Origin of the sequence: Pseudoxanthomonas sp. Root65 (genome assembly GCF_001427635.1) — a bacterium.
GTDB lineage: Bacteria > Pseudomonadota > Gammaproteobacteria > Xanthomonadales > Xanthomonadaceae > Pseudoxanthomonas_A.
The window spans coordinates 1,910,827-1,936,683 of record NZ_LMHA01000001.1; the positions used below are offsets into that span (position 1 = coordinate 1,910,827).

General features: G+C 67.9%; 31 protein-coding genes. 16 read left to right on the forward strand and 15 right to left on the reverse strand.

Annotated elements, in window-relative coordinates; genetic code table 11:
* The first annotated feature begins 152 nt into the window (after positions 1–152).
* Positions 153–989, forward strand: a complete 837-nt coding sequence (locus ASD77_RS08410; RefSeq protein WP_055939896.1) for a hypothetical protein — start codon at positions 153–155, stop codon at positions 987–989.
* An 88-nt stretch (positions 990–1,077) separates the two neighbouring features.
* Here ASD77_RS08410 and ASD77_RS08415 read toward each other — a convergent pair whose 3' ends face one another.
* From ASD77_RS08415 to ASD77_RS08425, 3 genes are all read right to left on the reverse strand, one after another.
* Positions 1,078–1,500 carry a hypothetical protein gene (locus ASD77_RS08415; protein WP_055939898.1) on the reverse strand — a complete coding sequence of 141 codons (423 nt, stop codon included), beginning with the start codon at positions 1,498–1,500 and terminating at the stop codon, positions 1,078–1,080.
* A 293-nt stretch (positions 1,501–1,793) separates the two neighbouring features.
* Positions 1,794–2,051 (reverse strand): hypothetical protein, encoded by a 258-nt coding sequence (locus ASD77_RS08420; RefSeq protein WP_055939903.1) that lies wholly within the window; start codon positions 2,049–2,051, stop codon positions 1,794–1,796.
* Positions 2,052–2,217: 166 nt separating this feature from the next.
* On the reverse strand, positions 2,218–2,880 hold the full coding sequence (locus tag ASD77_RS08425) for an ECF-type sigma factor (RefSeq protein WP_082563185.1): 663 nt from the start codon (positions 2,878–2,880) through the stop codon (positions 2,218–2,220).
* Positions 2,881–3,146: 266 nt separating this feature from the next.
* Here ASD77_RS08425 and ASD77_RS08430 point away from each other — a divergent pair, with 266 nt between their 5' ends.
* Both ASD77_RS08430 and ASD77_RS08435 read left to right on the forward strand, forming a co-directional pair.
* A complete protein-coding gene (locus ASD77_RS08430) occupies positions 3,147–3,626 on the forward strand; it encodes a transposase (protein WP_055939908.1) in 480 nt (159 codons plus the stop codon).
* 356 nt (positions 3,627–3,982) lie between these two features.
* On the forward strand, positions 3,983–4,192 hold the full coding sequence (locus ASD77_RS08435; protein ID WP_055939910.1) for a hypothetical protein: 210 nt from the start codon (positions 3,983–3,985) through the stop codon (positions 4,190–4,192).
* A gap of 28 nt (positions 4,193–4,220) precedes the next feature.
* Here the strand turns inward: ASD77_RS08435 and ASD77_RS08440 are convergent, their stop codons facing one another.
* Complete coding sequence (locus tag ASD77_RS08440) at positions 4,221–4,739, reverse strand: adenine phosphoribosyltransferase (RefSeq protein WP_055939912.1); 519 nt, start codon at positions 4,737–4,739, stop codon at positions 4,221–4,223.
* Between the two features lie 158 nt (positions 4,740–4,897).
* On the opposite strand from ASD77_RS08440, the gene ASD77_RS08445 reads away from it, so the two are divergent.
* Entirely contained in the window at positions 4,898–5,416 is a 519-nt protein-coding gene (locus tag ASD77_RS08445) for a DUF1993 domain-containing protein (RefSeq protein WP_055939914.1), read from the forward strand.
* 34 nt (positions 5,417–5,450) lie between these two features.
* On the opposite strand, the gene ASD77_RS08450 is transcribed toward ASD77_RS08445, so the two are convergent.
* From ASD77_RS08450 to ASD77_RS08465, 4 genes are all read right to left on the reverse strand, one after another.
* Positions 5,451–6,716, reverse strand: a complete 1,266-nt coding sequence (locus ASD77_RS08450) for an RNA polymerase sigma factor (RefSeq protein ID WP_055941196.1) — start codon at positions 6,714–6,716, stop codon at positions 5,451–5,453.
* A gap of 91 nt (positions 6,717–6,807) precedes the next feature.
* Complete coding sequence (locus ASD77_RS08455) at positions 6,808–7,221, reverse strand: VOC family protein (RefSeq protein WP_055939916.1); 414 nt, start codon at positions 7,219–7,221, stop codon at positions 6,808–6,810.
* A 131-nt stretch (positions 7,222–7,352) separates the two neighbouring features.
* Positions 7,353–7,739 carry an MmcQ/YjbR family DNA-binding protein gene (locus tag ASD77_RS08460; protein WP_055939918.1) on the reverse strand — a complete coding sequence of 129 codons (387 nt, stop codon included), beginning with the start codon at positions 7,737–7,739 and terminating at the stop codon, positions 7,353–7,355.
* A 292-nt stretch (positions 7,740–8,031) separates the two neighbouring features.
* Positions 8,032–8,922, reverse strand: coding sequence for a TIGR01777 family oxidoreductase (locus tag ASD77_RS08465; protein ID WP_055939920.1), 891 nt, complete (start codon positions 8,920–8,922; stop codon positions 8,032–8,034).
* Positions 8,923–9,041: 119 nt separating this feature from the next.
* On the opposite strand from ASD77_RS08465, the gene ASD77_RS08470 reads away from it, so the two are divergent.
* The 6 genes from ASD77_RS08470 to ASD77_RS08495 all read left to right on the forward strand — a co-directional run bounded on the left by ASD77_RS08470 (position 9,042) and on the right by ASD77_RS08495 (position 12,494).
* Positions 9,042–9,740: an alpha/beta hydrolase gene (locus ASD77_RS08470; RefSeq protein ID WP_055939922.1), complete on the forward strand. Its 699-nt coding sequence runs from the start codon at positions 9,042–9,044 to the stop codon at positions 9,738–9,740.
* Positions 9,741–9,777: 37 nt separating this feature from the next.
* Positions 9,778–10,686: a phosphogluconate dehydrogenase (NAD(+)-dependent, decarboxylating) gene (gene gnd, locus ASD77_RS08475; RefSeq protein WP_055939924.1), complete on the forward strand. Its 909-nt coding sequence runs from the start codon at positions 9,778–9,780 to the stop codon at positions 10,684–10,686.
* Positions 10,687–10,744: 58 nt separating this feature from the next.
* A complete protein-coding gene (locus ASD77_RS08480; protein WP_055939926.1) occupies positions 10,745–11,422 on the forward strand; it encodes a type 1 glutamine amidotransferase domain-containing protein in 678 nt (225 codons plus the stop codon).
* Between the two features lie 62 nt (positions 11,423–11,484).
* A complete protein-coding gene (locus tag ASD77_RS08485) occupies positions 11,485–11,772 on the forward strand; it encodes a DUF3247 family protein (protein WP_055939928.1) in 288 nt (95 codons plus the stop codon).
* Positions 11,772–11,966 (forward strand): CPXCG motif-containing cysteine-rich protein, encoded by a 195-nt coding sequence (locus ASD77_RS08490; RefSeq protein WP_055939930.1) that lies wholly within the window; start codon positions 11,772–11,774, stop codon positions 11,964–11,966. The genes ASD77_RS08485 and ASD77_RS08490 overlap by 1 nt, the downstream gene beginning before the upstream one ends.
* 87 nt (positions 11,967–12,053) lie before the next feature.
* Positions 12,054–12,494, forward strand: a complete 441-nt coding sequence (locus ASD77_RS08495) for a hypothetical protein (RefSeq protein WP_055939932.1) — start codon at positions 12,054–12,056, stop codon at positions 12,492–12,494.
* Between the two features lie 126 nt (positions 12,495–12,620).
* On the opposite strand, the gene ASD77_RS08500 is transcribed toward ASD77_RS08495, so the two are convergent.
* Together ASD77_RS08500 and ASD77_RS08505 are read right to left on the reverse strand one after the other, a co-directional pair.
* Positions 12,621–14,468, reverse strand: a complete 1,848-nt coding sequence (locus ASD77_RS08500) for an ABC transporter ATP-binding protein (RefSeq protein ID WP_055939934.1) — start codon at positions 14,466–14,468, stop codon at positions 12,621–12,623.
* A gap of 53 nt (positions 14,469–14,521) precedes the next feature.
* Entirely contained in the window at positions 14,522–15,094 is a 573-nt protein-coding gene (locus ASD77_RS08505) for an NAD(P)H-dependent oxidoreductase (RefSeq protein ID WP_055939936.1), read from the reverse strand.
* 90 nt (positions 15,095–15,184) lie between these two features.
* Here ASD77_RS08505 and soxR point away from each other — a divergent pair, with 90 nt between their 5' ends.
* The 4 genes from soxR (at position 15,185) to ASD77_RS08525 (ending at position 17,082) form a co-directional block, all read left to right on the forward strand.
* Complete coding sequence (gene soxR, locus ASD77_RS08510; RefSeq protein WP_327194190.1) at positions 15,185–15,625, forward strand: redox-sensitive transcriptional activator SoxR; 441 nt, start codon at positions 15,185–15,187, stop codon at positions 15,623–15,625.
* 75 nt (positions 15,626–15,700) lie between these two features.
* Complete coding sequence (locus tag ASD77_RS08515; protein ID WP_055939940.1) at positions 15,701–15,931, forward strand: SHOCT domain-containing protein; 231 nt, start codon at positions 15,701–15,703, stop codon at positions 15,929–15,931.
* A 43-nt stretch (positions 15,932–15,974) separates the two neighbouring features.
* Positions 15,975–16,478 (forward strand): DUF2059 domain-containing protein, encoded by a 504-nt coding sequence (locus tag ASD77_RS08520; protein WP_055939942.1) that lies wholly within the window; start codon positions 15,975–15,977, stop codon positions 16,476–16,478.
* A gap of 10 nt (positions 16,479–16,488) precedes the next feature.
* Entirely contained in the window at positions 16,489–17,082 is a 594-nt protein-coding gene (locus ASD77_RS08525; RefSeq protein ID WP_055939945.1) for an HAD-IB family hydrolase, read from the forward strand.
* Positions 17,083–17,242: 160 nt separating this feature from the next.
* Here the strand turns inward: ASD77_RS08525 and ASD77_RS08530 are convergent, their stop codons facing one another.
* Positions 17,243–18,283, reverse strand: a complete 1,041-nt coding sequence (locus ASD77_RS08530; RefSeq protein ID WP_055939948.1) for an oxidoreductase — start codon at positions 18,281–18,283, stop codon at positions 17,243–17,245.
* A 180-nt stretch (positions 18,284–18,463) separates the two neighbouring features.
* Between ASD77_RS08530 and ASD77_RS08535 the strand changes: the two genes are divergently transcribed.
* Positions 18,464–18,817, forward strand: a complete 354-nt coding sequence (locus ASD77_RS08535) for a BON domain-containing protein (RefSeq protein WP_055939951.1) — start codon at positions 18,464–18,466, stop codon at positions 18,815–18,817.
* A 111-nt stretch (positions 18,818–18,928) separates the two neighbouring features.
* Positions 18,929–19,483 carry a lipocalin family protein gene (locus ASD77_RS08540; protein WP_055939953.1) on the forward strand — a complete coding sequence of 185 codons (555 nt, stop codon included), beginning with the start codon at positions 18,929–18,931 and terminating at the stop codon, positions 19,481–19,483.
* Between the two features lie 230 nt (positions 19,484–19,713).
* On the opposite strand, the gene ASD77_RS08545 is transcribed toward ASD77_RS08540, so the two are convergent.
* The 4 genes from ASD77_RS08545 to ASD77_RS08560 form a co-directional block, all read right to left on the reverse strand.
* Positions 19,714–20,292: an acyloxyacyl hydrolase gene (locus ASD77_RS08545; protein WP_055939956.1), complete on the reverse strand. Its 579-nt coding sequence runs from the start codon at positions 20,290–20,292 to the stop codon at positions 19,714–19,716.
* A gap of 84 nt (positions 20,293–20,376) precedes the next feature.
* Positions 20,377–21,792, reverse strand: a complete 1,416-nt coding sequence (locus ASD77_RS08550) for an efflux transporter outer membrane subunit (RefSeq protein ID WP_055939958.1) — start codon at positions 21,790–21,792, stop codon at positions 20,377–20,379.
* On the reverse strand, positions 21,786–22,535 hold the full coding sequence (locus ASD77_RS08555) for an SDR family oxidoreductase (protein ID WP_055939961.1): 750 nt from the start codon (positions 22,533–22,535) through the stop codon (positions 21,786–21,788). Before ASD77_RS08555 ends, ASD77_RS08550 begins: the two co-directional genes overlap by 7 nt.
* A gap of 31 nt (positions 22,536–22,566) precedes the next feature.
* Positions 22,567–25,737 carry a multidrug efflux RND transporter permease subunit gene (locus tag ASD77_RS08560; protein WP_055939963.1) on the reverse strand — a complete coding sequence of 1,057 codons (3,171 nt, stop codon included), beginning with the start codon at positions 25,735–25,737 and terminating at the stop codon, positions 22,567–22,569.
* Between the last annotated feature and the right edge of the window lie 120 nt (positions 25,738–25,857).

A 25,857-nucleotide genomic window follows, 5' to 3' on the forward strand; every position in this document is an offset into this window, starting at 1 on the left:
GAAACCCGTCTGCTCCGTGTCTGGCGAAACGAGACGGCGCTTGTGAGAGGGCGTTCCTGCTTGCCAGAATGGCGCGGGCACGGACGCTGCCAGGCGGGAAGCGCCACGCGAGTAATCCGGGATGCCCGCTATTTCCACTCTGTGAGGACCACATGACCTACAAGCTACTTGCCGCCATCGCGCTCGCCCTGTCGAGCATGGCGCCCGCCGCCATCGCGGGTGAATGCGAGGACAATTTCAGCAAGTCCGGCAGCATCTTCTCCGGCACCGACTTCTCCAGCCGCATCACGGTGCAGGACCTGTCGGTCAAGGACGCGATGGGGCAGCTGCGCGGCGTGATGATCAGCGAGAAGATGGACGTGATCACCGAGGACGCCGACACCGGCACGATGCTGGTCGAGCAGCGCTCCACCGGCGCAACGCGCGCGATTCCCACCCTGATCAACGTCAGCGAAGAAGGCGGCGCCGCCGTCGTACAGATGACGGTGAAGACCGAGAAGGGCCAGATCGCCAAGGCGGACGCGATGCGTCCGTACATGTGCCAGATCCTCGTCAGGATCAAGGGCGGCAAGGAGGGTCGCGCGGCCGCGGCACAGGGCGCGAAGACGCAGAACAATGCCGACGTGACGGTGAAGGACGTCTACGTGTTCTCGCGCGAGATCGCCCGCGAGGCCAAGGGCAACGCGCTGGCGGTGACGGCGCGCCACAAGGGACGCCACTATGCGCTGCGCGGGCGCGTGGACTACATCCAGGAGGACGGTGAGGACTACAACGTCTCGTTCGAGATCCCGCAGCAGGGTGCCGGTCTTCTGCAGGTTCCCGGCGACAACGAGCCGCGCGTGGGCGTGGCGTGCCTGTTCAGGCCCAACCAGCTGGCCAACGTGCTGACCTTCCGCAAGGGCGACAAGGTGACGTTCAAGGGCCAGTTCCTGCGCTACGACGACGCCAAGCGCGTCCTGTGGCTGCAGAACTGCGTGCAGACGCGTTGAGTCGCGGTGGTGCCGGGTGACACCGGCCCGGCAGCGAAACGAAAAGGGCGCCCCGGGGCGCCCTTTTTTTCGCGCCCAAGCGCGTGGGTCAGCTGTCCTGCCGGCGGAACACGCCGACGTTGGTGTAGCTGCGGCCATCGCTGAGGTGGCCACGCATGCGGATGACCAGCGTGTCCGCGTCGATCAGTTCGCGTTCGGACCATTGCACTTCCTGGCCGTCATGCCAGGTGGTGGAGTGCAGCTGCGTGGGTGACACCGACTCGAAGCTCAGGGCGTCGGCGTGCGGCGTGTCGTGGTACGGGTACGGCACGCCGTCGGCGCGGCCATCGAACGCCGCCTGGTGGCGCTTGCCGTTCCTGCCGAACCATTCGGACGCGATCGACAGCGCGCCATCGTCGGCGCAGGCGAGCCGGTAATGCCCACGCCGGGGCGCGTGCCCGAGCTGGTAGTCGCACTGCTCGGGCAACAGCTGCCAGAGGCCGGCGAAAGCGGCGGCGGCGTGGGTCGTCATCTGCACTCCATGGACGGACGGTGGGGGCGGGCCACCATGCTAGCGAGACCGCCGGGGGCGGCGGCTGCTAACGCCGTCGCAGTTCCGTGCGCCGGCGTCACATTCAGCACGGGACAGTGATCGAGTGCCTTCCTGAATGTGATACGGAATGCGATGGCCGGCACAGTGCGGTAGGTGCGGGCAGGCTCGGATGCCGGGCCTGCGCATCCGGTGGCGCCAGCAGGGGCGCCGCTGCAAGGAAGGTCTGAATGACGAACAACAGCCGCGTTGTTCGGAGGGTCCCTGACGCCGGGTCAGCGGCAGCCGTCGTCCGGCGGGGCCGGGGTGTCCTGCGCCGTGTCTTCACCGGCCAGGGCAGGGGTTGCCACACCGAGCCAGGGCGGTACGTCGAGGTCATGTGCCAGCGCGTCGGCGACCAGCAACTGGACCAGGGCGTCATGGACGGTCGGATCGACCGTCTGCAGGGTCGCCAGGGCCGAGGCCTGATCCTCGTCCACCATCTCGGAGTAGGTGTCGAACAGGAACATCGCCAGGGCCCGGGCCTGCTTCATTCGCGCCCCGTGGCCATCGTCCGGCGCCTTCCCCACGCCCGTCGCGGCAAGTCGCCGAAGGCGGGCCGGGGGCATGGGAGGCGGGCGTAGTGTTCGCGCACATCAGGAGCTTTCGGTTCCCGATGGCATTTCCGGACGCGTCATCGCCCGGAAATGGCGGCGCGACTCAGAGCGGGTCGGGCAACTCGCCGTCACCGAGGTGGCTGAACAGGAACGCGCGGGCCTTTCGCCAGTCGCGGCGCACGGTGCGTTCGGTCACCTTGAGCACGCCGGCGATCTCGAGTTCGCTCAGGCCGCCGAAGTAGCGCATCTCCACCACCTGCGCCAGGCGGGCATCCAGGTTGGCCAGATCGTTCAGGGCCTGGTCCAGGATCAGCAGCTGTTCCAGCCGCGGGCTCTGGCCCGGTTCGGTGGTTTCATCCAGCGGCAGCAGGTCCATGCCCTCGCCACGTTTCTCGGCGAGCGCGCGCCGTACCTCGTCCAGCAACACGAAGCGCATGGCGCGCGCGACCAGCGCCACCAGATGCGCGCGGTTTTCCACACTGAAGTCGGCGCTCGCCAGCTTGAGCCAGGTTTCGCTGATCAACGACGTGGGCGAACGCACATGGCCGCGCCGCTGCTGGCGGATCTGCGAGCGGGCGATCTGGTGGAGGTCCCGGTACAGCAGCGCGTAAATGCGGTTCCAGGCGCCGGGCTGCCCCTTCTCGACCTCGCCGAGCAACTGGGTGACGGAGTCCGGATCCGGCGGCGGGATCGCGGCGACATCCAGCGCTCCGGGCATGGGCGTTGCGCCGGGCTGTGCTTCGCCGCTGTCTCGCTGGTCCCTCATGTCCGGAATGTGCCCACTGTCACGATCTCGTTCCTTACATATTCGACCCGTCCGCGACCGTCATGCAAGCCGTAATAGCGGCTTCACGGCGCCGTCGCGGGAACGCAGGAGGCGCACGGGCGAGGTGAACGGACGGCAGTGTATCGAAGAGCAGGATCCACAAGAGGATGTCATGCGGAGTTTGAAGAAGGTCGGTTGTGCGGTGGCTCCGGCGCGGAGGCCGGTGAGAAGCGGAAACATCACGGCGGTCCAGCGGAGGTCGGCACATGGAGCATGAAGGCGCGGCCGATCCCGTACGCGACAAGGACCCTGCGTCCCCTGAAATCCCGGGCATGGAGGGCTTGCCGGCCCAGTGGAACCTGCCGCAGGGGATCGGGCCACGTGCCATCAGCCAGTGGCCGATCATGCAGCGGCTCACCGCCGAGGAATGGAAGCAGCTGATGCATGCGCTGCCCGGCCGCGTGGGCGCCCGCGCCCGCCATGGCGGCAACGCGCGCCGCTTCATCGAGGCCGTGCTGTGGGTCGCACAGACCGGCGCCTACTGGTCGGACCTGCCGCGCGATTTCGGTTCCTGGCATGGCATCTACGTGCGTTTCATCCGCTGGGCACAGGATGGCAACTGGAACCAGGTGCTGGCGCATTTCGACAAGCAGGACCAGCGCGCCCTCGACCTGCATGCGTTGATCCAGCGCTACCTGCACCGCAACAACACCAAGCATCTCAGCCGGGCGATGCGCGCCTCCTGAATGATGTCCTGTATCCCGTATCGCGATGCGAATAGGGATAGGAAGATTTTCGTTGAACACGCGGGGATGATCGGCGGCGGACCACGCTGGCCGCCGCACATTCCCCGCATCTGTCTATCCGTCGGCGTTCCCCCGTCGGCGGCTAGGTGGGCCGCTCCAACCCCATTGGAGCGCACCCATGGCCGTCCATGCCCGACACATGGCCGGCTTCGCGCTATGGCGCCAGAGGGGGAGGTGCAATGCCTCCCCCTCGTTTTTGTGCATACCGCCCCAGCAATCACAGGCGCGCGGCTTGCACACGCTTAACACGCGGAGGCCTATCCTCGTGCGTCCTCTCTTCATACGAGGAACTACTCATGACGACCCATGTCTTCATGGCGCAGGACGCCTCCGGCCGTCGCTGCCGCATCCAGCTCCATCGCGGCGATGACGCCGCTGCTTCCCCTCACGACACCCGACGGGCGCCCGCTTACGTGCTGGAAGACGGCAGCCACGTGCGCCGCATCGACAACGACACCTTCCAGATCATCGCCACCGGCGCCTACGTCACCCGCGTCGCCGAGTGATCCGGCCCACTGGCGCTGCTAGGAAGCGTCAGTAGACCACTGTGGCGTGCAACGGTGCGCCGTGGTCCCAGGCGGCGCGCGCGCCCAGGAAGCCGAGTTCCACCAGCACGCCCGTACCGACGACCACCGCGCCCTGCTGCTCGACCAGCTGCACGGCCGCCTTCAGCGTGCCGCCGGTCGCCAGCACATCGTCCACCACGATGACGCGCGCGCCGGCGCGCATCGCATCGACGTGGATTTCCAGCCGGTCGCGGCCGTATTCCAGTCCGTAGTCCAGCGACAGCGTGGCACCAGGCAGCTTGCCGGGTTTGCGCACCGGCACGAAACCCACGCCGAGCTCACGTGCCAGCGCGGCACCCAGGATGAATCCGCGCGCCTCCACGCCCACCACCGCGTCGATGGACGTGTGTCGCCAGGGTTGCGCCATCGCCGTGATCGCCCCGGCGAAGGCGGAGGCGTCCGCCAGCACCGGCGTGATGTCCTTGAACACGATGCCGGGCCTGGGGAAGTCGGGCACATCACGGAGGAAATCGGTCCAGTCGGGCATGGCGGGCTCCAGGGCGAGGCGACGATGCTAGCGCAGGCGCGCGAAGCGGGCGCGGACCATCACGGCCTGCGGCGGGATGCACTCTCCCGTCGCGGACGGCTAATCAGCGTGCCGGGGCCGGACTATGCTCCTCGTCCCCGAGTCCGGTGATCCTGCCCATGAGCGCTGTTCTATCGATGTACGAAATCTCCGTCCCCGTCTTCCTCCGTGCGTTGCGGAACCTGCGCCATGCGCTCGAGAAGGGAGAAGCGCATGCGCGTGCGCAAGGCTACGAGTCCACCGTGCTGCTGCAGTCGCGCCTGTATCCGGACATGCTGCCGCTGGTGCGGCAGGTGCAGATTGCGACCGACACCGCCAAGTTCGGTGCCGCGCGACTGGCCGGCGTGGAATCCCCCCGTTTCGAGGATGTCGAAACCACCTTCGACGAGTTGTACGCGCGCCTGGAGGCGGTGGCCGCCTACCTTGGCACGTTCGACGACGCGGCGCTCGCCGGCAGCGAGACGCGCGCCGTCACCCTCTCCGCGCGCGCGCGCGGCGACCTGAACTTCGACGGCCGCGGCTACCTGCTCGGTTTCGTGTTGCCCAACCTGTTCTTCCACGCCGCCACGGCGCACGCGATCCTGCGCCACAACGGCGTGCCTCTGGGCAAGCTGGACTATCTGGGCCCGGCCGACTGAGCGGGCGGCGTGCGCGCCGCGGGCGCGTGCCGGATCAGTCGGTAACGCAGTCGCGCGCACGCGCCAGCAGCAGCGCCTGTTCGCGTGCGTTGCGGGTCAGCGCTGCCGCGCGCTCGAACTCGGCACGCGCTTCCTCGCGACGCTCCAGCTTGAACAGCAGGTCGCCGCGCACGCTGGGCAGCAGGTGGTACTGCTTCATCGCCGGCTCGTCGAGCAGGCGATCGACCAGCGGCAGAGCACTGGCCGGGCCGGTGGCCATCGACACCGCGACCGCGCGGTTGAGCTCCACCACCGGCGATGGCGCGATCTGTGCCAGCGCGGCGTACAGCGTCGCGATGCGGGTCCAGTCCGTCGCTTCGGCGGTAGTGGCGCGGGCATGGCAGGCGGCGATGGCGGCCTGCAGGGCATAGGGGCCGAACGCGCCGCCCAGCCGTTCGGCGCGCGACAGCGCCTCCAGTCCGCGCTGGATCAGCAGGCGATCCCAGCGGCTGCGATCCTGCTCCAGCAACAGCACCGGCGCACCGTCCTTGCCCAGACGGGCATGCAGGCGCGAGGCCTGGATTTCCATCAGCGCGATCAGGCCGTGCACTTCCGGTTCGCGCGGGGCCAGCGCGGCCAGCACGCGTCCCAGGCGGAGCGCCTCCTCGCACAGCGCCGGACGTGTCCAGTCATCGCCACTGGTGGCCGAATAGCCTTCGTTGAACACCAGGTAGACCACGCCCAGCACCGACGCCAGGCGCTCCTGCAGTTCGTCGCCGCGCGGGACCTCGAAGGCCACGTCGGCCTCTGCCAGGGTGCGCTTGGCGCGCACGATGCGTTGCGCGACGGTGGGCTCGGAGGTCAGGAACGCGCGCGCGATCTCGTCCGTCGCTAGGCCGCACAGCAGGCGCAGCGTCAACGCGACGCGTGCGTCCATCGACAGCACCGGATGGCACGACACGAACACCAGCCGCAGCAGGTCGTCGTCGATGTCGTGGTCCAGCGCGTCCTCGTCGCGCGCGCGGCGGTCTTCCTGCACGTCCTCCAGTTCCCGTGCCAGTTCCTCGTGCTTGCGGTCGAGCAACTGCAGCCGGCGCAGACGGTCGATCGCGCGGCGCTTGGCGGTGGTCATCAGCCAGGCCCCCGGATTGTCCGGCACGCCGTCACGGGGCCAGGTCTCCAAGGCAGCGACCAGCGCGTCCTGCGCCAGTTCCTCGGCCAGGTCCAGGTCGCGCAGCATGCGTGCCAGGCCGGCGATAACGCGCGCCGATTCGATGCGCCAGACGGCATCGATCGCGCGATGGGTGGGGGACGTCGACATGCCGCGCATCACACCATGGCGCTGCGACCGGTGAAAGTCGCAGCGCAGCGAACAGGGGAGCCCTCGCGTGCACGATGTCTCCGCCCGGGCATCACGCATCCTTCTCGCAGTTGATCATCCACGGCACGCCGAACGTGTCGACCAGCATGCCGAAGCGCACGGCCCAGAACGTCTGCGTCAGCGGCATGGTCACCTGGCCGCCCTCGGACAGCGCGGTGAAGATCCGTTCCGCGTCGGCGATGCTGTCCACCGACAGCGACACCGAGCATCCCTTCACGCCGTCGTAGGGATGCGCCGGATGGTTGTCCGAGCCCATCAGCACCGTCTGCCCGAATATCACGTGCGTATGCATGATCTTCTGCTTGTACTCGGCCGGCATGTCCTCGCAGCCTTCGGTGCCCTCGAAGCGCATCAGCGGCCCCAGCTCGCCGCCGGTGGCCTTGGCATAGAAGGTGAAGGCGGCTTCGCAGTCGCCGTTGAGGATCAGGTAGGGATTGACATTCATGTCGTGCTCCTTGAGTGGGTGATGGTGGAATGCCGCGAAGCGGCGTGCGGGTGCTCTTGCTGCAGGCGACGAGCCGGCAGGGGCGGAATCGACACGGCGTGCGACGGGGTTTCATTCGGCAGCGGGGCGGCTCAGCGGACGGGAACGCCTGCGCCCGATGCCTCGTCCCGGATCGCTGCGCGCTGGCGCCCGGTCAACCGGTTCCAGGCGTAGTCGTAGGACCAGGCGACCAAGGGCTTCAGCTCGACGGCCGGCATCGCCGACACGTCCACCACCGTGACCCAGCGGTGGTGCCCCAGCCAGCGCGCCGGCTTGATGCCGGGCTGGTCGGTCAGCTCCAGGAAACGTTCCGGCGCGACCTTGACGCTGAAACGCCAGCGCTCCGGCTCGCTGGTCTTGAAATAGGCGAAGCGCTTGCCGCCCACGTCGTACACCAGGATGTTGGCGGGCGCGCCATGCAGCGTTTCAGCGCTGCCCGGCAGGGAACGGCAATGGCGTTTGAGCGCGGCGACATCCATGCACCGATGCTAGCGCCGCCACGGCGCCAACGGCGTACCCGCAGGCGATGCCGAGGGCACGGGCTGTCCGCAGGCGCAGACGCCGAAGGTGCCACGGAGCGTAGGCCGGGATGGAGCACCGCAGAATCCCGGCATCGCGGAGCGGGAATGCCCGCCTTGGCGAAAACCAGCCGCTCTTCTGACACTAACGGTCTCGCGAGACCGGAAAAGGTCCGTTCTTCCCACACTGCGGGTGTCGCGAGGCCGAAAAAGGTCCCTTGTCGTTCCGCCGGAGGGCGCGCAGGCAACCCCGTCAGCCGTGCAACAGATCCGCCAGCGCGCTTTCCAGCGTCGGGAAACGGAACGCGAACCCCTCCGCCAGCGCATGCGCCGGCAGCACGCGCTGGCCAGTGAGCAGCAGCTGCGCCATTTCGCCGAAGCCGGCCTTCAGCGCGAACGCGGGCGTCGGCAGCACGGCGGGGCGATGGAGGGCCTTGCCCAGCGTGCGGGCGAAGTCGCGGTTGGTGACGGGGTCGGGCGCGGTGCCGTTGTAGGCGCCGCCGGTACGGTCGCTTTCCAGCAGCCAGGCGATCATCCGTACCAGGTCGTGGCGGTGGATCCAGCTCATCCACTGGTGGCCGTCGCCCATCGGCCCGCCGGCGCCCAGCCGGAACGGCGGCAGCATCTTCGCCAGCGCGCCGCCGTCGGGGTGCAGCACGATGCCGATGCGCACGCGGCAGGTGCGCACGTCCAGGGCTTCGGCCCGCATCGCCTCGGTTTCCCAGTCGCGGCACAGCTGGGCGGCGAAGTCGTCGCCGGGGGCCGCGGATTCGTCCAGCGCCTCGTCGTCGCGCGGCCCGTAGTAGCCGATGGCCGAGCCGGACACCAGCACGCGCGGGCGCACCGACTGCCGGGCCATCCAGGCGATCAGCGCCTGCGTGGTGGCCAACCGGGAGCTGCGGAAGGCCGCCTTGCGCGTTGCATTCCATCGGCCCGCCATCAGGGGTTCGCCGGCCAGGTTCACCACGGCTTCCACATCGCGTGCTTCGTCGAGTGTGGCGAGCGGGCGCACGGAGGACGGCAGGCGCGCGCGGGCCTGGGCGGGATCACGGGTCAGCACCGTCAGCGTGTGGCCGCCCTGCAACAGGTGGTCGCAGAGGGCGTGGCCGATGAAGCCGGTGCCACCGGTGAGCAGGACGTGCATGGGTGCGGTGTGTGGAAGGGGGATGCGCAGCATACGCAGCGAGGTGTGTTGCGGATGTGGAACGGACCGTGGGTGGCGATCGGCGGTCAGTCCGGGGCGCGGCCACTACACTAAGCGCCATGGCATCGCTCCCCCTGCTCCTGCTGCCCGGCCTGCTGTGCGACGAGCGCCTCTGGCGCGAGCCCGCCCACGCGCTGGCCGACCTGGCGCCCATTCACCATGCCGACCTGACCCGCGACGACAGCGTCGCCGGCATGGCCGCGCGCGTGCTGGCGTCGGCGCCGCCGGTGTTCGCGCTGGCGGCGCTGTCGATGGGCGGCTACGTGGCGTTCGAGATCCTGCGCCAGGCCCCGCAGCGGGTGGCGCGGCTGGCGTTGCTGGACACCAGTGCGCGACGCGATCCCCCCAAGCGCCAGCTGGTGCGGCAGGCGGGCCTGATGCTGGCCGAAGCCGGCCGCTTCGTGGGCGTCACCCGCAAGCTGCTGCCGCAACTGGTACACGAGAGCCGCGTGGACGACGTGGTCGGCGAGGACGTGATGGCCATGGCGCAGCGGGTGGGCCTGCCGGCTTTCGTGCGCCAGCAACGCGCCATCATCGATCGCCCGGATTCGGAGCCGCTGCTGCCCACCATCGCCGTCCCCACGCTGCTGGGGGTGGGCGAGGACGACCGCATGACGCTGCCCGAGGAGACCCATCTGATGCACGAACGCATCCCGGGCGCACGGCTGCACGTGTTCGCGCGCTGCGGCCACCTGCCGCCGATGGAAGTGCCGCAGGAAACCGCCGCCGTGTTGCGCGCGTGGCTGACGGCGGCATGACGCATCCTTTTCTTTCTGTTCAACCCACGGAGTACACATGGAACTAGCGATGATCGGACTCGGGCGCATGGGCGCCAACATGGCCGAGCGGTTGGTACGCGGCGGCCATGCCGTGCGCGGTTACGATCCGGGTGAGCCCGCCCGCCAGCAGGCCGAAGCGCGCGGCATCGTGCCACACGCGAGCCTGCAGAACGCCGTGTCCGCCTTGCCGACACCGCGTGTGGTGTGGCTGATGGTGCCGGCCGGGCAGATCGTCGACGACACGCTGGCGCAGCTGCGTCCGCTGCTCACCGCCGGCGACATCGTCATCGACGGCGGCAATTCCAACTACAAGGACAGCCAGCGGCGCGCCACCGCGCTCGGCGACGCCGGTATCCATTACCTCGACTGCGGCACCAGCGGCGGCGTGTGGGGACTGGCCGAGGGCTACAGCCTGATGATCGGCGGCGATGCGGCGGCGGTGGACCTGCTGCGGCCCGTGTTCGCCACGCTCGCGCCCACGCCGGACACCGGCTGGGGACGCGTGGGACCGAGCGGCGCGGGCCACTTCGCCAAGATGATCCACAACGGCATCGAGTACGGAATGATGCAGGCCTATGCCGAGGGCTTCGCGATCCTGCAGAAGAAGACGGCGATGGACTTCGACCTGGGCGCGCTGGCGGAGATCTGGCGGCACGGCAGCGTGGTGCGCTCGTGGCTGCTGGACCTCACCGCGGATGCGCTGAAGAAGAATCCGACGATGGCCGGCATTGCGCCGTACGTGTCCGATTCGGGCGAAGGTCGCTGGACCGTGGCCGAGGCGATCGACCTGGACGTGTCCGCGCCGGTCATCACGCTGTCCCTGCTCGAACGCCTGCGCTCGCGCGAACACGATGCCTACACCGACAAGCTGCTGTCGGCGATGCGCAACGAGTTCGGCGGCCATGCGGTGAAGAAAGCGGACTGATCACCCGGTCTTATCGCCGTCGTCGCTAGGGTGGCGGCTTCCACGAGAGGAAACCCCCATGAAGATCCTGATGGTGCTGACGTCGCATGACCGCCTGGGCGACACCGGGCACAAGACCGGCTTCTGGCTGGAGGAATTCGCCGCGCCGTACTACGTGTTCAGGGACGCGGGCGCGGAGCTGGTGCTGGCCTCGCCGAAGGGCGGGCAGCCCCCGCTGGACCCGAAGAGCGACGCGCCCGATGCGCAGACCGCCGCCACGGTGCGCTTCAACGCGGATGCCGACGCGCTGGCCGCCCTGGCGGCGACGCAGCGGCTGAAGGACGTGGTGGACGACGAGTTCGATGCGGTCTTCTATCCCGGCGGACACGGCCCGATGTGGGATCTGGCCGAGGATGCCGATTCCATCCGGCTGATCGAACAGACCTTCTCCGCCGGCAAGCCGGTGGCGGCGGTCTGCCACGGGCCGGCGGTGTTCCGTCACACCCGCAGTTCGCTCGGCGAGCCATTGGTGAAGGACAAGCGCGTGACCGGCTTTTCCAATGAAGAGGAGGCGGCGGTCGGCCTGACCGATGTGGTGCCGTTCTCGCTGGAAGACGCGCTGAAGAAGAACGGCGCCCATTACGAGCGTGGCGCGCTGTGGCAGTCGCATGTGGTGGTCGATGGGACGCTGGTGACCGGGCAGAATCCGGCCTCGTCCGAGGCGGCGGCCGAGGACGTGCTGCGGCTGTTGCGCTGAATGTTCACGGCCGTTTACTGCGAAGGCGCTACGGTGCGCCACCTATCGCGTGGGAGTGGACCATGACGGAAGCACCCCAGCACCTTTACACGCGGCAGGCCGACATCGCCCGCATGGAGGCCTTGATACAGCAGCTGCCCGACGAGGTGAGCGTGGAGATCCAGCTGGCCGACGGTGGTTCGATCACGGGCACCGTGCCTGCGCGCCCGACCGTGCAGGTGTTCCGGGATGCCGACGGCCACGAAGGCTTCAATGCCGTCGTGCGCATCGACGACAGCAAGCGGCCCAACGTCGTGCATTACCTGTGGCTGGACCGCATCGCCACGGTCACCGTGCTGGGCTCGTCCTGATGCCGCATCTTCCCTCCGCCGACATCGCCTGCCCGTACTGCGGCGAAACCATCACGCTGGTGGTGGACGATTCGGCGGGCGACCAGCAGTACATCGAGGACTGCCATGTCTGCTGCCGGCCGATCGAAGTGCGGGTGAGCGTGGACGACGACGGCACGGTGGACGTGGCGGCGTGGGGCCAGGACGACGCCTGAGCTGCGGCATCGACTGTAACGGCCGTATCGCGGCCGGCGCCGCTATGCTGCCCCCGGTCCACCAACCGGCCCTGGGGAGGGAAGAAGATGACGACAACGACAACGACGGCCAAAGGCTCGCTGGCCTACTGGATCATCGCGGTGTTCGCGCTGGTCTGGAACCTGATCGGCGTGGCGTTCTGGTACCTGCAGGTCAGCATGTCCGCCGAACGGCTGGCCTCGCTGCCCGAGGCGCAACGCGCGGTCTACGAAGGCACGCCGGGCTGGATCAACATCGTGTTCGCGGTCGCGGTGTTCGCCGGCGTGCTGGGCAGCGTGGGACTGCTGGCGAAAAAGCGCTGGGCAACCCCGCTGTTGCTGGTGTCGCTGCTGGCGCTGCTGGTGCAGATCATCGGCGCCTTCGCGCTCACGCCCGCCTGGACCGCCTACGGTCCGGCCGGCCTGGTGATGCCGGCCGTACTGGTGCTGATCGCACTGTTCCTGTGGCAGTACGCGAGCAAGGCGAAGGCGCGCGGCTGGTTGGCGTGAGATTCGCTTGAGCGAAGGAAACTCGTAGGGTGGGCCTCGGCCCACCCTCATCGTGACGCAGGTTGTCCGGTGAAGTTCCGGCATGGCGACGGTGGGCCAAGGCCCACCCTACCTCACCGGTTCGATTCACGCCTCGACGTCCTCCACATCCACCCCGATGAACCCCCCCGACTGCCGGCGCCATAGGGCGGCGTACAGGCCGTCCTGCTGCAGCAGCTGCTCGTGACTGCCGCTTTCGATCACGCGGCCGCCATCCATCACGATCAACCGGTCGAGCACGGCGATGGTGGACAGGCGGTGGGCGATGGCGATGACGGTCTTGCCTTCCATCAGCGCATACAACTGCTCCTGGATGGCGGCTTCGACTTCCGAATCCAGCGCCGAGGTCGCCTCGTCCAGTACCAGGATCGGCGCATCCTTCAACAGCACGCGGGCGATCGCCACGCGTTGGCGCTGCCCGCCGGACAGCTTCACGCCGCGCTCGCCCACCTGGGTGTCGTAGCCGCTGCGGCCCTTGGCATCGGTCAGCCCGCGGATGAACTCGTCCGCATGCGCGCGCTCGGATGCCTGCAGCAGCTCTTCCTCGGTGGCGTCCGGACGGCCGTAGCGGATGTTGTCGCGGATCGAACGGTGCAGCAGCGAGGTGTCCTGGGTGACCATGCCGATGTTCCGGCGCAGCGATTCCTGGGTGACGTGCGCCACGTCCTGGCCGTCGATCAGGATGCGCCCGCCTTCCACGTCGTAGAAGCGCAGCAGCAGGTTCACCAGCGTGGACTTGCCGGCGCCGGAGCGGCCGACGATGCCGAGCTTCTCGCCCGGCTTGATGACCAGCGACAGGTCGTCGATCACCTTGGCCTCGCGGCCATAGTGGAACTTCACGTGGTCGAAGCGGATCTCGCCTTGGGCGACCTCCAGGTCCTTAGCCCCCTTCGCATCGGCGATCGCCAGCGGCTGGGCCAGCGTGCCCATGCCGTCCTCGACCGTGCCGATGTTCTCGAACAGGCCCGCCACTTCCCACAGGATCCAGTCCGACATCGAGCGGATGCGCATCACCAGCGCGATGGCGACGGCGATCGCGCCCATCGAGATCGACGACTGCAGCCATGCCCAGATCGCCACGCCGGCCACGCTGGCCAGCAGGAACGCGTTTAGGGTGTGCAGGCTGACGGTCAGCTGGGTGACCAGCCGCATCTGCGCGTGCACGGTGACCATGAATTCGTCCATGGCGCCACGCGCATAGTCCTGCTCGCGCATGGTATGGGCGAACAGCTTGATGGTCTGGATGTTGGTGTAGCTGTCGACGATGCGCCCGGTCATCTGCGCACGCGCATCCGACTGCGCCATCGAGACCTTCTGCAGGCGCGGCACGAAGTGGAACACCAGCAGCAGGTAGCTGACCAGCCAGACGACCAGCGGCAGCACCAGCCACACGTCGGCCTGCGCCACCAGCACCACGGTGCCGACGAAGTAGACGACGACGTAGACGAACACGTCCATCAGCTTCATCACCGTCTCGCGGATCGACAACGCGGTCTGCATGACCTTCTGCGAGATGCGGCCGGCGAACTCGTCCTGGAAGAAGCCCACGCTCTGCCGCAGCAGGTAACGGTGCGACAGCCAGCGGGCGATCATCGGGTAGTTGCCGAAGATGGTCTGGTGGATGACCAGCGACTGCACCAGCACCAGCAGCGGGTAGGCCACCAGCACCAGCACACCCATCCACAGCAGCTTCTCCCCGTGCACCTGCAGGAAGCTCTCGCGCCCGGTGCTGCCCATCCAGTCGACCAGCTGGCCCATGTAGTCGAAGAAGGTGATCTCCAGCGCGGAGATCACGCCGGTCAGCACCGACATGGCGATCAGCCACGGCAGCAGCGGCCGCGAATAGTGCAGCAGGAACGGCAGCAGCTTGCGGGGCGGCGTGCTGGGCTCGCCTTTCGGGTACGGATTGATGCGGGTTTCGAAGAATCGGAACATCGGGTCGGTCCATCGTGGGCGCGCATCGGCGCGCCGGGGGAAAACGTACCGGCTCAGCCGGCGGGATAGGGCCAGGCCGCGCGCGCCTGGCGGAGCGCGTGGCCGTACCAGGCGAGCTGGTCCAGCATGCGGTGCGCGGCGCGTGCGCTGGCATCGCCTTCACGCGGCCTGCCGGCGACGTCGAACCGGTCCCATGCCTGCGTGAAGTACACGCCATCGCGTACAGGTACCGCATGCAGCCCGGAGAACACCTGCCGCAACTGTTCCGCCGCGCGAACGCCGCCGCTGTGGCCCCCATAGGCGACGAACGCGACCGGTTTGGCCTGCCAGTGGGCCTGGACCGAATCGATCACGAATTTGAGCGCCGCCGGATAGCCGTGATTGTACTCCGGCACCACCACCACGAAGGCGTCGGCGCGCCAGACGCGTTGTTGCAGATTCACCAGGTCAGCGCTCGGTGCGCCGCCATGGCGGGACGGCAGGTCGAGCAGGGCGGGATCGACCGCATCGACGACGAAGTCGCGGCGCAGCTCGAGCTGCGTGCGCAGCCAATCGGCGACGGTGTCGCAGAAGCGGCCTTCGCGGGTGCTGCCGTACAGCAGCGCCAGGTGCAGGGGAGCGGGCATGGGCCGGTCTTGCGGGGAAACGGGAGGGCAGGGTAGAACCTCAAGCATTCTTGAGGTCAACCCGCCATGCCAGGAAAACAGCATCCTCCCATCGAAACAGAGCTCACCGTCGGCCAGGTGGCCGCACGCGCGGGCGTCGCCATCTCCACGCTGCACTTCTACGAGGCCAGGGGGCTGATCCACAGTTGGCGCAACGCCGGCAACCAGCGCCGCTATGCGCGCGACGTGCTGCGCCGTGTCGCCGTCATCAAGGTGGCGCAGCGCACCGGCATTCCGCTGGCGGAAATCCAGTCCGCGCTGTCGTCGCTGCCGGAGAACCGCACGCCCACTGCCGCCGACTGGAAGAAGCTCTCGGCGCGCTGGCACGCCGCGCTCGATGCGCGCATCGCCAGCCTTATCCGCCTGCGCGACCAGCTCGACGGCTGCATCGGCTGCGGTTGCCTGTCATTGAAAGCCTGCCCGCTGCGCAATCCCTGGGACGCACTGGGCGAGGAGGGGCCGGGCGCGCGCCTGCTCGATGGGGAGCGCTGAGGCGGTCGCCGCCATCGGGCGGCAAGGCTAGAATCGGGTCATCGCGCCCGATGGCGCTTGCAGGGAAGCACACGCATGGGCGGCATCAGCCTCTGGCACTGGATCATCCTGTTCCTGTTCTTCGTCCTGCCGGTCCTCGCCATCGGCGGGCTGGCGTGGTTCCTGATTCGCCGTTCGCGCGCAGCCGCGACACCGGCGCCCACCGTGGAAGCCCGCCTGCAGCGCCTGGACACGCTGCTGGCCCAGGGCAGCATCACCACCGCCGAGCATGCGCGCCAGCGCGCCGAGATCCTGCGCAGCCTCTGATCCCCGTGTTCCCTCATTTCCGTTCGCCCTCAAGGAGCATCACATGAAGAAGTGGATGGTGTGCCTGCTGCTCGTCCTCGCGTCGCCGGTCTTCCATGCGGCCGCCGCACCTGCCAGCGAAGCTTCGATCCGCGAACTGCTGGAGGTGACCCGCGCGCGCGCCATGCTCGAGCAGGTCTACGGGCAGATGGAATCGATGTATGCCGGTTCGATGCGGCAGGCCTTCGGTGATGAGATGACGCCGGGGCAGGAAGCCCGCATGCAGCGCTTCAGCACCCGCATGACCGCCCTGATGAAGCAGGAGATGGGCTGGGACGTGATGGCGCCGATGTATGTCGACATCTACGGCAAGTCGTTCAGCGAGGACGAGATCCAGGGCATGCTCGCCTTCTACCGCACGCCGGCCGGCCAGGCCGTCGTCGACAAGATGCCGCTGGTGATGCAGAACACCATGCAGGCGGTGCAGGCGCGGATGGGCGCGATGATGCCCGCCATGCAGAAGATGATCGCCGAGGAAATGGAGCAGGCACCGGCTGCGGCCGAGTGAGCGCGCGCACGTGCCCGACCTCGCGCTGTTCGACTTCGACGGCACGCTGACTACGCACGAGACCTTCCCGGACTTCATGCGCTACGCGGTGCCGCGCTGGCGCCTGCTGGTGGGCGGTGCGTTGCTGGCGCCGGTGGTGTTCGGCTACCGGCGCGGCTGGGTGGCGGGCAATCCGACACGGGCCAGCATCGTGCAGGTGGGATTGCGCGGCGTGCAGGCCACGCGTCTGCGGGCGCAGGGCGACGCCTTCGCGCGCGAGGTGCTGCCGGGCCTGCTGCGGCCCGAGGCGATGGAGAAGCTGGCATGGCATCGCGAACGCGGCGACCGCATCGTCGTGGTGTCCGGCGGGCTGGATGTCTACCTGGCGCCGTGGTGCGCCGCGCAGGGCCTGGAACTCGCGTGTTCGGTACTGGCCGAGCGCGGCGGACGCATTACCGGCTATGCCGGTGCGCAATGCGTGGGCGAGGAGAAGGTGCGCCGCATCCGCGCGTTGTGCGATCCGCAGGCCTATGTCGCCATCCATGCCTACGGCGACACCCACGAAGACATGGCCATGCTGGCGATGGCGCAGTACCGGACGTATCGCGGGCGAGCCATGGCCTGAGGCGGCAGGATCACTGTGGGAGCGACGTAAGTCGCGATGAACCACCGCTGCAGCGTCAACGTGCGGGCACGCCGGAACACGACGTTGCAGGCATGGACGGTGCGTGGAGAAAAGGCTTCGCGACTTACGTCGCTCCCACGCCGGTCTCTACCGTGGTGTTTCACTCCAGCGCAATCTCCCGACGCTCCGCGCTGCTCTGCAGACCGAGCTCGATCAGCTGCATCACGTCGAGCGCCTGCTGCGGCGTGACGGGCGGCGCGGTGCCGTGCAGGATCGCGTCGCGGAGGCCGGCGTAGTAGCGGCGGTAGTCGCCGGCTTCGGCGCTGGCGATCTTGGTGACGAGGCGGCCATCGCGGTCCAGCACCATTTCGCCCGCGCGCGGATCGACGCCCCAGCCGGGCGCGCCCGGTACGACGCCGGCACGCAGCTGGTCTTCCTGCGCATCCAGTCCGTGCTTGAGGTAACTGCCCCGGGTGCCATGCACGGCGAAGCGCAGGCCGTTGCCCGCGACCAGCGTGGACGCATGCAGGACGGCGCGGTGGTGCGGGTAGCGCAGGGTCACGTCGACGTAGTCCGCCGCCCGCGCACTGTCGCGCATTCGCGCGATGTCGGCGTTGATTGCCAGGGGAGCGCCGAAAAGCTGCAGCGCCTGGTCCAGCAGGTGCGGGCCGAGGTCGTACCACAGTCCGCCACCGGGCTCGTCGCGCTCGCGCCAGCGGTCCTGCACGATCGGACGGAATCGATCGAAGTGCGAATGGAATTCCGCGACGCGGCCCAGCGCGCCTTCTTCTATCAACCGGCGGACGGTGAGGAAGTCCGCATCCCAGCGCCGGTTCTGGAACACGCTGACCACGCGTCCGGCCCGTGACGCGGTGGCCACCACCTCGCGCGATTCGCTCAGTGTCAGCGTGAATGGCTTGTCCACCACCACATGCTTGCCCTGGCCCAGCGCGGCGATCGCCAGCGGCGCATGCGTGTCGTTCGGTGATGCGATGACGACCATATCCACGGCCGGATCGGCGAACGCCGCGTGTGCGTCAGGCACGACCGTCACTGTCGGCCAGTCGGCCCGCACCTTGCCGGCATCGCGTGATACCACGGTGTGCAGCGTCAATCCCGGCGTGGCCTGGATCAACGGTGCGTGGAAGACCTTGCCGACGAAGCCGTAGCCGACGAGAGCGACCTTGAGCGGATTATCCATGCGCGAGATGTCCGAGGGCAGGCGTCCATGGTAAGGGAAGCGCCGCGTTGACTCCCTGTGCACATGCATGAATGTCCCGCGACGCCGGGCTGAACGGCGCGGTTTCACTGGCGTGTGTTTTCACGCGTGTTGTACGAAGCGACGCAGACACTCGGCCAACACCACATCAGGAGAACGATCATGACCCATGTACGTACCCGCTCGCTGCTCGCCGCCGCCCTGTCGACCGCGTTGCTGTTCTCCGCCTCGCACGTGATGGCCGCCAACCCGCCGAACGAGCCGGAAGAGAATGCGCAGAACGATTCCAACCAGCCGGTGACCGACACCTGGATCACCACCAAGGTCAAGGCCGATCTGCTGGCCACCGAGAACGTCTCCGGCCTGGACATCAAGGTGGAGACCGTCGATGGCGTGGTGACCCTGTCGGGCGCCGTGGACAACAAAGCGCAGAAGGACAAGGCCGTGATGGTCGCCAAGCAGATCAAGGGCGTGAAGAGCGTCGAGGCCGCTGGCCTGACCCTCACCACCAAGTAAGCCTCAGCCGGAAGTGTGGCACGGAGCGGGTGCATCCCAGCGAAGGATGCATCCGCTTCTTTTTCATTGACGTAGGCGTGCGGCATGCCGCCACCGTAACCGAGTGAACCCATGACACGTCCCTCCCTTGCGATCCGCCTGACGCTCGCCGCCGCGCTGGGTGCCAGCGCGCTCGTGGCCCATGCGGCCGATCCGGTCACGTCCGTGCCCGACCTGGAGCTTTCGCGCTATGCCGGTCAATGGCATGAGATCGCGCACCTGCCGATGTTCTTCCAGCGCCAGTGCGTGGGCGACATCACCGCGCGCTACAGCCTCGATGGTCCCGGCGGCGCCATCGGTGTGCTCAATGCCTGCCGCACCAAGGACGGTAGCCTGGACCAGTCGGAAGGGGTCGCCCGACCGGTCGAAGGCCATCCCGGCCGACTGGAAGTGCGCTTCGCTCCCGACTGGTTGTCGTGGGCGCCGATGGTGTGGGCCGACTACTGGGTAATCGCGCTGGATCCCGATTACCAGTGGGCGATGGTGGGCGAGCCCGGTCGCGACTACCTGTGGATCCTGTCGCGCGAACCGACGATGGACCGTGCCCTGTTCGAGCAGTTGAAGGCGAAGGCCGAGGCCATGGGCTACGACTTGGAGCCGCTGGTGATGGCGGCGCCGCTGCGGTAGCGCTCAACACTGACAGGCCGAAGAGAAGGGGAAGGAAGAGCTGCGCTAACCAACAGGTGCTGGAACAACACGTGTTGGAATAGCAGGTGTGGGAGCGACGTGAGTCGCGATCGACTGCCCAGCCATGCTGCGGGGACACCGATCTAACTTGATCGCGACTTACGTCGCTCCCACATTGAAAACTCCATATTCCACGTCCGACATTCCGCACCCCATCCCACAGGCACGGCTTACAGCCGGTGCGTATAGCGGAACTGCAGGAAATTCTCGCCAGGATTCGGCCGCTTGATGCGGGCGTTGGAGAAGTGCTGGAAGCGCAGCGACCATTCGTGCTGGTCGTCGTTGCCGAAGCGCTTGCCCAGCGCGATGTGGTCGCCGAAGTTGAAGGTGGTGCTGAACTCTTTCTTCCGCGTGTCGTACTTGGGGAAGATCACGTTGACGCCGATCCCGCCCTCGACGAACCAGCCCTCGCTCCAGCCGTTGGGACGCCAGCGCAGCGCGGGCGTCACGCCCAGCTGGGTGCTGTTTTCGCTGTCGCTGTGCCAGCGGCCGACTTCGCCCTGCCACTGGCCGCTGACGTGGCCGTAGCGGTACTGCTTCTCCCAGCGCCAGTCGCGGCTGGCACCGACGGTCAGCGACTGCGCGTCTTCGGCCACGCCGCCCTGCACGTACCACGCGGTGCGCGGTTCGGCGGCGACGGCGGGTGTGCAGGCGATGGCCAGCAGCGCACCCAGCAGCCATCGGGGCGCCGCGCGGGAAAACAGGAAAAGAGAGGAGGCGTGGGTCGGAAGAGGATGTCCAGCAGGCACGGATGACACTCGATCAGGGGATGGGCTGCGCCCGTGGGCGCAGCATGCAAGGGGTTATCGGCAAGACGACGTGATGATGCAGGCTCAGGGCAGCGCCGCCAGGGCGGGCGCCACGTCCTGTTCGCCCCAGCCTCCCAGCGATTTGTAGATCGCCACGACACCGACATTGACACCGGCCTCGGCCTGCGCGAGCGCATCGTCCGCCGCCAGCTGCGTGCGTTGCGCGTCGAGCAGGGTGAGGAAGTCCGAAGAGCCGGCACGATACCGGACTTCGGCCAGCTCTGCCGCGCGGCGCGCGGCAACGGATTGTTCCAGCCGGAGTTTCAGCTGGGCCTGCTGCTTGGCATAGGACAGCAGTGCGTTTTCCGTTTCCTCCAGCGCGCCGAGCACGGCCTGCTCGTATTGCGCGGCCACGCCGTCGGCCTGCGCTTCGCTTGCACGCAGGCGCGCACGCACGCTGCCCATGTCGAACGCGGCCCAGCTGATCGAGGGCGTGACCTGCCAGGCGCGGTTGTCGCCGTTGACCAGATTGCCCCAGCCGCCGGACAGGAAGCCGATGAAGCCGCGCAGACTCACGCGCGGGAACAGGTCCGCGGTCGCCACGCCGACGCGCGCAGTGGCCGCGGCCAGGCGACGCTCGGCCGCGCGCACGTCCGGGCGCTGGCGCAGCAGTTCGGTGGTGTCGCCGATCGGCAGGGCCTTGGCGAAGGCCGGGGCCTCGCGCGGGGCGAGCAGGGTGTCCAGCTCGCCGGGCCGCTGGCCGACCAGCACGGCCAAGCGATGGCGCGACTGGCCTTCGACCGCCTCCAGCAGCGGCACCTCGGCTTCCACCGCGCGTACACGGGCCAGGCTGCTCTGCACGTCCAGCTGGCTGCCGGCGCCCAGGTCGAAGCGCGACTCGGTCAGGCGCTGCGTTTCGCCCAGCGTCTGCAGGATGCGACGCGCCACGTCCAGCCGCTTCTGCGTACCGCGCAACTCGAAATAGTTGCGCGCCACTTCCGCGGCCACCGTCACCTGCATGGCCTGCAGATCGTTGCGCTGCGCCTGCAGGTCGGCGTGTGCGGCTTCGGCATTGCGCCGCACGCGGCCGAACAGGTCCAGCTCCCAAGCGGCGTCGAAGCCGGCGGAATAGCTGTCCGTCTCCACGCGGCCCTGGCCTTCGACCGGCTGCTTGGTGCGCGTGCCTTCCACGCCCATCGTGACGTGCGGCGCCAGGTCCAGCCGGCGTTCGGAGAACACCGCGCGGGCCTCGTTGACGCGCGACACCGCGATGCGCACGTCGTGGTTGGCGAGCAGAGCTTCGCGCACCAGCTGGTCGAGCACCGGATCGTCGAACTGGCTCCACCACGTGGCGACCGGATGGTCGGCCACGTAGTCGACGGCACTGGCCTGCTGCAGCGTGACCGGCGCGGTCTGCGGCGTCGCGTAGTCGGGTCCCACGGTCACGCAGCCGGCAAGCAGCGCGGTCGCCACGCCGATGACGAGCGAACGGATCACCATGGCAGCACCTGGTCGAAGTAGTAGTAGCCGCCGGTGGGGCCGTCGTTGCCGATCAGCGCCAGCTGCACGCTGGTGCGCGCGCCATCCGGCACGGACAGCTCGCCGTTCTGCTGGTCGCCGGCCTTGTTCATGTCGGTCTGCACGTAACCCGGATGGATGGTGTTGACCTTGATACCGGTGTCCTTCAGCTCGTGCGCCAGGTGGATGGTCCACGCGTTGACCGCGCTCTTGGACACGTTGTACGCCGGGATGCCCTTGAACCCGTAGATGAAGGATGCCGGGTTCTGGTGTTCGGACAGCGAGCCCAGCAGGCTGGACACGTTGACGATGCGGCCGGCGTCGGACTTGCGCAGCAGCGGCAGGAAGGCCTGGGTGGTTTCGATCAGGCCGAACACATTGGTATCGAACGTCGTGCGCCAGGTATCGAGCGACTGGCCGGCGACGCCCTTGGTGCCGTCGTCGACCATGATGCCGGCGTTGTTGACCAGGATGTCGAGCCTGCCGTGGCGCTGCTCGACCTCCTTGACCGCGGCGGCGATGCTGGCCGAGTCGGTGACGTCGAGCGCAATGGCCTCGACCGGCAGGCCCTGCGACTGCAGGTCCAGCGCGGCTTCGACGGCCTTCTCGCGGTTGCGGCCGGCGAGCAGCGTGTGCACGCCGGCTTCGGCCAGCTGGCGCACGGTTTCGCGACCGATGCCGCGGGTGGCACCGGTGACCAGGGCGATCTTGGAAGAAACGTTCATGGCATGACCTCGTTGGATTAGGAAAGGGAATTCAATGGTGCGCCTGCGCGGCGTCCGCCGCCGGCGCGTGGGAGACCAGCGGTCGGTTGGCCAGCTTGCGCAGCGCCACGTAGAACACCGGGGTCAGGAACAGGCCGAACAGGGTGACGCCCAGCATGCCGGCGAACACGGTGATGCCCGTGATGGAGCGCACCTCGGCGCCGGCGCCGCTGGACAGCACCAGCGGGACCGTGCCGGCGATGAACGCCACCGACGTCATGATGATCGGACGCAGGCGCAGGCGACAGGATTCCAGTGCTGATTCCACGATGCCCTTGCCCTGCATCTCCAGCTCGCGGGCGAACTCGACGATCAGGATGGCGTTCTTGCACGCCAGGCCCATCAGCACCACCAGGCCCACCTGTACGAACACGTTGTTGTCGCCACCGGCCAGCCACACGCCGAACAGGGCGGACAGCAGCGTCATCGGCACGATCAGGATCACCGCCAGCGGCAGCGTCCAGCTTTCGTACAGTGCGGCCAGCACCAGGAAGGCCAGCAGCACGGCCAGCGGGAACACCACCAGCGCCGCGCCGCCCTGCGTCATCTGCTGGTAGCTGAGATCGCTCCAGCCGATGCCCATGCCGGTGGGCAACACCTGCTGCGCCAGCTCGGTGACCTTCGCCATCGCTTCGCCGGAGGACAGCACGCGCGGATCGGCGTCGCCCAGCAGGTCCGCGGCCGGATACCCGTTGAAGCGGATCACCGGGTCCGGGCCGTAGGTCTGCTTGACGCTGACCATGCTGCCGATCGGCACCATCTCGCCGTTACCGTTGCGGGTACGCAGGTTGGCGATGTCCTCGACGTTGTCGCGGAACGGACCGTCGGCCTGGGCGATCACCTGCCAGGTACGGCCGAACATGTTGAAGTCGTTGACGTAGGCCGAGCCCAGGTAGGTCTGCAGCGTGTCGAACAACTCGGTCAGTGGCACGCCCTGTGCCTTCGCCTTCACCCGGTCGACCTCGGCATCCAGCTGCGGCACGTTGGCCTGGTAACTGCTGATCGGGAAGCCGAGGCCCGGCGTCTGCGATGCCGCGCCCTGGAAGGCCTGCACGGCGTTCTGCAGTTCGCCATAGCCCAGGCGGGTACGGTCCTCGATGAAGAGCGACCAGCCGGAACCATTGCCCAGGCCCTGGATGGGCGGCGGCATGAAGGCGAAGGTGAAGCCTTCCTGGATGGTGGAGAACTTCTGGTTGAGTTCGGCGGTGATTTCCTCGGCCGAGCGCGAGCGCTCACCGAAGGGATCGAGGGTGAAGAAGATCACGCCGTTGTTGGGGGTGTTGGTGAACTGCAGCGGATTGAGGCCCGGGAACGCGATCTCGCTGGCGACGCCGTCCACTTCGTTGGCCAGCGCCGCCATCTTCTTGAGCACGGTATCGGTGCGTTCGATCGAGGCGCCTTCCGGCATCTTCACGCCGGCGATCACGTACAGCTTGTCCTGCACGGGAATGAAGCCTGCCGGTACCGCCTTGAACATCAGGCCCGCGCCGACCAGCAGCACCATGTAGACCACGAACACCGCACCGCGCTTGCCGAGGGCGCGCGACACTGCGCCTTCGTAACGCTGCGAGCTGCGGTTGAAGAAGCGGTTGAACGGGCGGAACAGCCAGCCGAACAGGCGGTCGATCAGCCGCGACGGGCCGTCCTTCGGCGCATGGTGCGACTTCAGCAGCTTGGCCGCCAGCGCCGGCGACAGGGTCAGCGAGTTGATCGCCGAGATCACCGTGGAGATGGCGATGGTGACGGCGAACTGCTTGTAGAACTGGCCGGTGACGCCGGTCAGGAACGCCATCGGCACGAACACCGCACACAGCACCAGTGCGATGGCGATGATCGGACCGGACACTTCCTTCATCGCCAGGTGGGCCGCTTCCAGCGGCGTGGCGCCGAGTTCGATGTGGCGCTCGACGTTCTCCACCACCACGATGGCGTCGTCGACCACGATGCCGATGGCCAGCACCAGGCCGAACAGGGTCAAGGTGTTGATCGAGTAGCCCAGCACGTACAGCACGGCGAACGTGCCGACCACCGAGACGGGCACCGCCAGCAGCGGAATGATCGAGGCGCGCCAGGTCTGCAGGAACAGGATCACCACCAGCACCACCAGCAGCGTGGCTTCCAGCAGCGTCATGACGACGGACTTGATGGAGTCGCGGACGAAGATGGTGGTGTCGTAGATCGACTGGATCTCCACGCCCGGCGGCAACGTCGGGCGGATCTCGTCCATCTTGGCGACCACCGCGTCGCGGATCTCCAGCGCATTGGCGCCGGGCGCCTGGAAGATGCCGATCGCCGACGCGTTCTTGCCGTCCAAACGCGCGCGCAGGGTGTAATCGCCGGCCGCCAGTTCGATGCGGGCCACGTCGGCCAGCCGGACGATTTCGCCGTCGGCGCCGCTCTTCAGCACGATGTTGCCGAATTCCTCGGTGGTTTCGAGCCGGCCCTTGGCGTTGATCGGCAGCAGGAAGTCGCTGCCGTTCGGCATCGGCTCGGCACCGAGCTGGCCGGCCGAGACCTGCACGTTCTGCTCGCGCACGGCGCGCAGTACGTCGCCGGCCGTCATGCCGCGCGCGGCCACCTTGTCGGGGTCCAGCCACAGGCGCATCGCGTAGTCGCCGCCACCGAACTGCTGCGCATCGCCCACGCCCTGGATGCGCGCCAGCTCATCCTTGACGTGCAGGCGCATGTAGTTGCGAAGGTACAGCGAATCGTATTTGCCGTCCTTCGAGGTCAGGTGCACGACCATCAGGAACACCGGCGACTGCTTCTGGGTGGTGACGCCTTGCCGGCGCACGTCCTCGGGCAGGCGCGCCTGCGCCTGCGCCACGCGGTTCTGCACGCGCACGGCGGCTTCGTCGGGATCGGTGCCCGGCTTGAAGGTCACCGTCAGCGACAGCACGCCATCGGAGCCGGCGACGGACTTGACGTACATCATGTCCTCCACGCCGTTGATGGCTTCTTCCAGCGGGGTGGCGACGGTTTCGGCGATCACCTTGGGGTTGGCGCCGGGGTAGACGGTGCGCACGACCACCGAGGGCGGCACCACTTCGGGGTATTCGCCGATCGGCAGCAGCGGGATCGAGATCAGGCCGGCGGCGAAGATCACGATCGACAGCACCGCGGCGAAGATCGGCCGGTCGATGAAGAAACGGGAGAAGTCCATGGGTGGATTTCCTGCAGGAAAGATGCAATGGGCTGACCACCGTCCGGTTGGACCGTGGTGGGAATCGTTGTCTGGCATTGGATGCCGCGGGATGCAGCGATCGAATCGGATCGCGTGCAT

Bases quoted from the DNA above. Each gene is read 5' to 3' on its own strand.
- ASD77_RS08410 (WP_055939896.1), top strand. From the start codon at position 153: ATGACCTACAAGCTACTTGCCGCCATCGCGCTCGCCCTGTCGAGCATG.
- ASD77_RS08415 (WP_055939898.1), bottom strand. From the start codon at position 1,500: ATGACGACCCACGCCGCCGCCGCTTTCGCCGGCCTCTGGCAGCTGTTG.
- ASD77_RS08420 (WP_055939903.1), bottom strand. From the start codon at position 2,051: ATGAAGCAGGCCCGGGCCCTGGCGATGTTCCTGTTCGACACCTACTCC.
- ASD77_RS08425 (WP_082563185.1), bottom strand. From the start codon at position 2,880: ATGAGGGACCAGCGAGACAGCGGCGAAGCACAGCCCGGCGCAACGCCC.
- ASD77_RS08430 (WP_055939908.1), top strand. From the start codon at position 3,147: ATGGAGCATGAAGGCGCGGCCGATCCCGTACGCGACAAGGACCCTGCG.
- ASD77_RS08435 (WP_055939910.1), top strand. From the start codon at position 3,983: ATGACGACCCATGTCTTCATGGCGCAGGACGCCTCCGGCCGTCGCTGC.
- ASD77_RS08440 (WP_055939912.1), bottom strand. From the start codon at position 4,739: ATGCCCGACTGGACCGATTTCCTCCGTGATGTGCCCGACTTCCCCAGG.
- ASD77_RS08445 (WP_055939914.1), top strand. From the start codon at position 4,898: ATGAGCGCTGTTCTATCGATGTACGAAATCTCCGTCCCCGTCTTCCTC.
- ASD77_RS08450 (WP_055941196.1), bottom strand. From the start codon at position 6,716: ATGTCGACGTCCCCCACCCATCGCGCGATCGATGCCGTCTGGCGCATC.
- ASD77_RS08455 (WP_055939916.1), bottom strand. From the start codon at position 7,221: ATGAATGTCAATCCCTACCTGATCCTCAACGGCGACTGCGAAGCCGCC.
- ASD77_RS08460 (WP_055939918.1), bottom strand. From the start codon at position 7,739: ATGGATGTCGCCGCGCTCAAACGCCATTGCCGTTCCCTGCCGGGCAGC.
- ASD77_RS08465 (WP_055939920.1), bottom strand. From the start codon at position 8,922: ATGCACGTCCTGCTCACCGGTGGCACCGGCTTCATCGGCCACGCCCTC.
- ASD77_RS08470 (WP_055939922.1), top strand. From the start codon at position 9,042: ATGGCATCGCTCCCCCTGCTCCTGCTGCCCGGCCTGCTGTGCGACGAG.
- gnd (WP_055939924.1), top strand. From the start codon at position 9,778: ATGGAACTAGCGATGATCGGACTCGGGCGCATGGGCGCCAACATGGCC.
- ASD77_RS08480 (WP_055939926.1), top strand. From the start codon at position 10,745: ATGAAGATCCTGATGGTGCTGACGTCGCATGACCGCCTGGGCGACACC.
- ASD77_RS08485 (WP_055939928.1), top strand. From the start codon at position 11,485: ATGACGGAAGCACCCCAGCACCTTTACACGCGGCAGGCCGACATCGCC.
- ASD77_RS08490 (WP_055939930.1), top strand. From the start codon at position 11,772: ATGCCGCATCTTCCCTCCGCCGACATCGCCTGCCCGTACTGCGGCGAA.
- ASD77_RS08495 (WP_055939932.1), top strand. From the start codon at position 12,054: ATGACGACAACGACAACGACGGCCAAAGGCTCGCTGGCCTACTGGATC.
- ASD77_RS08500 (WP_055939934.1), bottom strand. From the start codon at position 14,468: ATGTTCCGATTCTTCGAAACCCGCATCAATCCGTACCCGAAAGGCGAG.
- ASD77_RS08505 (WP_055939936.1), bottom strand. From the start codon at position 15,094: ATGCCCGCTCCCCTGCACCTGGCGCTGCTGTACGGCAGCACCCGCGAA.
- ASD77_RS08515 (WP_055939940.1), top strand. From the start codon at position 15,701: ATGGGCGGCATCAGCCTCTGGCACTGGATCATCCTGTTCCTGTTCTTC.
- ASD77_RS08520 (WP_055939942.1), top strand. From the start codon at position 15,975: ATGAAGAAGTGGATGGTGTGCCTGCTGCTCGTCCTCGCGTCGCCGGTC.
- ASD77_RS08530 (WP_055939948.1), bottom strand. From the start codon at position 18,283: ATGGATAATCCGCTCAAGGTCGCTCTCGTCGGCTACGGCTTCGTCGGC.
- ASD77_RS08535 (WP_055939951.1), top strand. From the start codon at position 18,464: ATGACCCATGTACGTACCCGCTCGCTGCTCGCCGCCGCCCTGTCGACC.
- ASD77_RS08540 (WP_055939953.1), top strand. From the start codon at position 18,929: ATGACACGTCCCTCCCTTGCGATCCGCCTGACGCTCGCCGCCGCGCTG.
- ASD77_RS08550 (WP_055939958.1), bottom strand. From the start codon at position 21,792: ATGGTGATCCGTTCGCTCGTCATCGGCGTGGCGACCGCGCTGCTTGCC.
- ASD77_RS08555 (WP_055939961.1), bottom strand. From the start codon at position 22,535: ATGAACGTTTCTTCCAAGATCGCCCTGGTCACCGGTGCCACCCGCGGC.
- ASD77_RS08560 (WP_055939963.1), bottom strand. From the start codon at position 25,737: ATGGACTTCTCCCGTTTCTTCATCGACCGGCCGATCTTCGCCGCGGTG.